At 72.7% G+C, this 4182-nt stretch carries 3 protein-coding genes; 2 read left to right on the forward strand and 1 reads right to left on the reverse strand.

Features of this window, described 5'->3' with window-relative positions; translation table 11 throughout:
* Positions 1 to 125: 125 nt before the first annotated feature.
* Positions 126 to 1307 carry a YihY/virulence factor BrkB family protein gene (locus E2E34_RS31985; RefSeq protein ID WP_138905345.1) on the reverse strand — a complete coding sequence of 394 codons (1182 nt, stop codon included), beginning with the start codon at positions 1305 to 1307 and terminating at the stop codon, positions 126 to 128.
* A gap of 17 nt (positions 1308 to 1324) precedes the next feature.
* On the opposite strand from E2E34_RS31985, the gene E2E34_RS31990 reads away from it, so the two are divergent.
* Positions 1325 to 2959 carry an acyl-CoA dehydrogenase family protein gene (locus tag E2E34_RS31990; protein ID WP_138905346.1) on the forward strand — a complete coding sequence of 545 codons (1635 nt, stop codon included), beginning with the start codon at positions 1325 to 1327 and terminating at the stop codon, positions 2957 to 2959.
* A 310-nt stretch (positions 2960 to 3269) separates the two neighbouring features.
* A partial coding sequence (locus E2E34_RS31995; protein WP_244316322.1) for a GAF domain-containing protein occupies positions 3270 to 4182 on the forward strand: 913 nt, incomplete at its 3' end.

Raw genomic sequence — 4182 nt, forward strand, 5'->3', positions numbered from 1 at the left:
GGCCGGGGAGTGGTGGGCACGGTGCGGGTCCACACGACGGCGCCGTCGAGCCGGGATGCGCGTTCCGCGTACATGCTCCCCAGGGTAGGGAGCGCCGGCGGCCCGCGTCGGGCCCGGGCGTCCCCCTACGGGTGCGGCTCCCGGGCCTCGCGCGACTCGCGCGCCTCCCGGGGTGCCTCCTTGGGTTCCTTCTCGCGGCTCGTGTGCAGGCGGGACTTCACGTCGTCCGGCGGCAGGAAGCGCGACCACCGCTCGGGGAACTCGGACGGCATGTCCGGGTCCTCCCCGTCCTCTCCGTCGTGCGCCGCCGCGCGCGCCGCCTCCGCGCGCGCGATGACCGCCGCCGCCTGGGCCGTCCGTACGCGGTCGTTCGCCTCGCGGGCGGCGGCCGTGGCGACGGAGGGCCAGACCCGGTCGATCGCCGCGTTGACCGCCGCGCCCACCAGGACCGCGAAGGCGCAGATGCAGATCCACAGCAGGACGGCGATGGGGGCGGCCAGGGACCCGTAGATCGTCGGGCCCTCGACCGTGCTGGTGAGGTAGATCCGCAGCAGGAAGCTGCCCAGTACGCACATGGCGAGCGCCATCAGCGCCCCGGGCACGTCCTCGACCCACGGCGAGCGCACGGGCACGGACACGTGGTAGAGCGTCGTGAGGAAGACGATCGACAGCACGATGACCACGGGCCAGTACAGGACGCTGACGACCTCCGTGCCGAACGGCACGAGGTCCACCACCCGGTCGGGGCCGACCACCATCAGCGGCAGCACCACCGCGCCGATGATCAGCGCGACGACGTACAGCAGGAAGGCGAGCAGCCGGGTCTTCACGATGCCGCGGTGGCCGTCGAGGCCGTACATGACGGTGATCGTGTCGATGAAGACGTTGACCGCGCGCGAACCCGACCAGAGCGCGATGGCGAAGCCGATGGAGATGATGTCCGGGCGGGCCCCCTGGGTGACGTCGGCGATGAGCGGTTTCGCGAAGTCGTTGACACCCCGGTCGGACAGGACCGTTTCGGCGGCGGTCAGGATGTTGCGCTCGATGGACGCGACCGTGTCGGTGTCGGTCCACGCGTCGACATAGCCGAGCAGACCGATCATGCCGAGCAGGAGGGGCGGCAGGGACAGCAGGGTGAAGAACGCCGCCTCGGCGGCGAGACCGAGGATGCGGTACTCGATGCACGAGTTGACGGTGTCCTTCAGCAGCAACCAGACCAACTTGCGCTTGGAAACGTTGCGATAGAGGACTCTCGCCCGGTGGAGCCGGCCCTCGGGCCGTTCGGGTGTTTCTTTTGCTGCCTGCACCTCCTTACCGTAGCGGCATGGCAGCCACCACACACACAGTGACCAACCAGGCTCCACCCCTGGTGGAGTACGACGTTTTCACCGCCGACAGGGCCCTGTCCGAGGGTGTGGAACGGCACATCGCGCCCGAACTCGCGGACGAGGTACGGGAGGAACTGGCGGGCCTCGGCCGCTCCGCCGGCTCGGCGCAGGCCCAGCAATGGGGCGTACAGGCCAACGAGAATCCGCCGGAACTGCGGACGCACGACCGCTACGGCCACCGGATCGACGAGGTCGAGTTCCATCCGGCCTGGCACCGGCTGCTGGGCAAGGCCGTCGCGGCGGGGCTCACCGACGCCTGGGGGCGGCCCGGCGGGCACGTGCGCCGGGCCGCCGGGTTCCTGGTGTGGACTCAGGCCGAGGCGGGGCACGGCTGCCCGGTGTCCATGACGCACGCCGCGGTCCCGGCGCTGCGGGCCGATCCGGCGCTGGCGGCCGAGTGGGAGCCGCGGCTCACCTCCCATGTGTACGAGGAGGGGCTGACGACGCCGTCGCTGAAGGCCGGCGCGCTCTTCGGGATGGGCATGACGGAGAAGCAGGGCGGCAGCGACGTACGCGCGAACACGACGAACGCCGAGCCGCTCACCGGGGAGGGCGAGTACCTGCTCACCGGGCACAAGTGGTTCTGCTCGGCGCCGATGTGCGACGGCTTCCTGGTACTGGCGCAGGCGCCGGGCGGGCTGAGCTGCTTCCTGGTGCCGCGGATCCTGGCGGACGGGACCCGCAACGTGTTCCGGATCCAGCGCCTGAAGGACAAGCTCGGCAACCGGTCGAACGCGTCGAGCGAGGTCGAGTTCGACGGGACGTGGGCGCGGCTGGTCGGTGAGGAGGGGCGCGGGGTGCGCACCATCATCGAGATGGTGGCCGCCACCCGGCTGGACTGCGTGATCGGGTCGGCGGCGCTGATGCGCCAGTCGGTGGCCCAGGCCACGCACCACGCGGCGTACCGCAGCGCCTTCGGCGGCAAGCTGATCGACAAGCCGCTGATGCGCAACGTGCTGGCCGACCTGGCGCTGGAGTCGGAGGCGGCGACGACGCTCGCGCTGCGGCTGGCGGCGGCGTACGACAGCGACTCGGAGCAGGACCGCGCCTTCCTGCGGCTCGCGGTGCCCGCGGCGAAGTACTGGGTGACGAAGCGGTGCACGCCGGTCGCGGCGGAGGCGCTGGAGTGCCTGGGCGGCAACGGGTACGTCGAGGAGTCCGGCCTGCCGCGGCTGCTGCGCGAGTCGCCGCTGAACTCGATCTGGGAGGGCTCGGGGAACGTACAGGCGCTCGACGTCCTGCGGGCGCTCCAGCGCGAACCGCTGGCGCTGAACGCCTTCCTCACCGAGATCGGCCAGGCGCGCGGCGCCGATCACCGCCTCGACGGGGCGATCAAGAACCTGCTGACCGAGCTCGCCGATCTGGAGGGCATGGAGGGGCGGGCCCGCCGTGTCGTCGAGCGGATGGCGCTCGTGCTCCAGGGCTCGCTGCTGGTGCGATGGGCGCCGCCGGAGGTCGCGGACGCGTTCTGCGCGTCGCGGCTCGGCGGCGACTGGGGCACGGCGTTCGGCACCCTGCCGCACAGCCTCGATCTGGCGTCGGTGGTGGAGCGGGCGCGGGCGGAGGTCTGAGCGGCCCTGCCGCCGCCCGACCCCGGGTCCCCCGCGCCGCCCTGCCGGGCACGCCGACGGACCCGGCGAGCCGCCGGGGGAACGACCCGCCGGGAGACGGGAGCCGCCGGGGTGATGCTGCGCCGACACGGCACCACCCCGGCTGAACCTCTCCAGCTTCGTACAGTCGCGCCCCGGCGCACGAGAGTTGCAGACCGTTGCAATGTTTGTCCCGACTCCTGGGCGCGCCCGCCCCGGGCGGTGCACGATGAGCGAGGAACACCTCACAGCAAGTGACTTTCACGTGAGTTACGGGGTACGCCCAGTGAAGATCGAACCTCTCGACCCCCACGGCCTCTCCCGCCTGAGCGCCCTGCACAGCGCCGACGCGGCCCGCGCGCTGGCCCGGGTACGGGACACCGCACTCGCCGGCGGGACGCCGCACGTCGCGCCGAGGCCCGTCATCGACGCGTCCTGGCAGCGCGTGATGCGGATCGGCATCGATCCGGACCGGAGCACCAGCAGTGAGCTCCTGCCCGCGGGGGAGCTGGAGCACCGGCGCCGGGCGACGGCGCTCGGTGAGCTGCTGCCGTCGCTCAGCCAGGGGCTGATCGCGGTCGTGCAGGCGTCGCAGCAGATCATGGTGGTGACCGACGAGGAGGGCCGCGTGCTGTGGCGCGACGGCGACCGGGGGGTGATGCGCAAGGCCGACGGCATCTGCCTGGAGGCGGGCGCGGCGTGGAGCGAGGAGACGACGGGGACGAACGGCATCGGCACCGCGCTGGAGTTGCGCAGGCCCGTCCAGGTGCACTCCGCCGAGCACTTCGTCCGTACGCTCCACGACTGGACGTGCGCGGCGGCGCCCGTGCACGATCCCCGCACCGGGCGGCTCCTCGGCGTCATCGACGTGAGCGGGGCCGAGTCCACTTTCCACCCGGCGACGCTCGCCCTCGTCGAGTCGGTGACCCGGCTCGCCGAGGCCGAACTGCGCGACCGGCACGTGCGGTCCGTCGAGCGTCTGCGGTCGGTGGCCTCGCCGATCCTGTGCCGGGTCGGCGGCCGGGCGCTCGCCGTCGACGCGCACGGCTGGCCGGCGGCGGTGACCGGGATGCCGCCGGTCGACCGGCTGCCGCTGCCCAAGTCGTTCGGCGCGGGGCGCAGATGGCTGCCGTCGCTGGGGATGTGCGCGGTGGAGCCGCTGCCCGGGGGGTGGCTGGTGCGGGTGGAGGAGGAGGCGCCGGGGC

The organism is Streptomyces albidochromogenes (assembly GCF_005981925.1).
GTDB classification, from domain to species: domain Bacteria; phylum Actinomycetota; class Actinomycetes; order Streptomycetales; family Streptomycetaceae; genus Streptomyces; species Streptomyces albidochromogenes.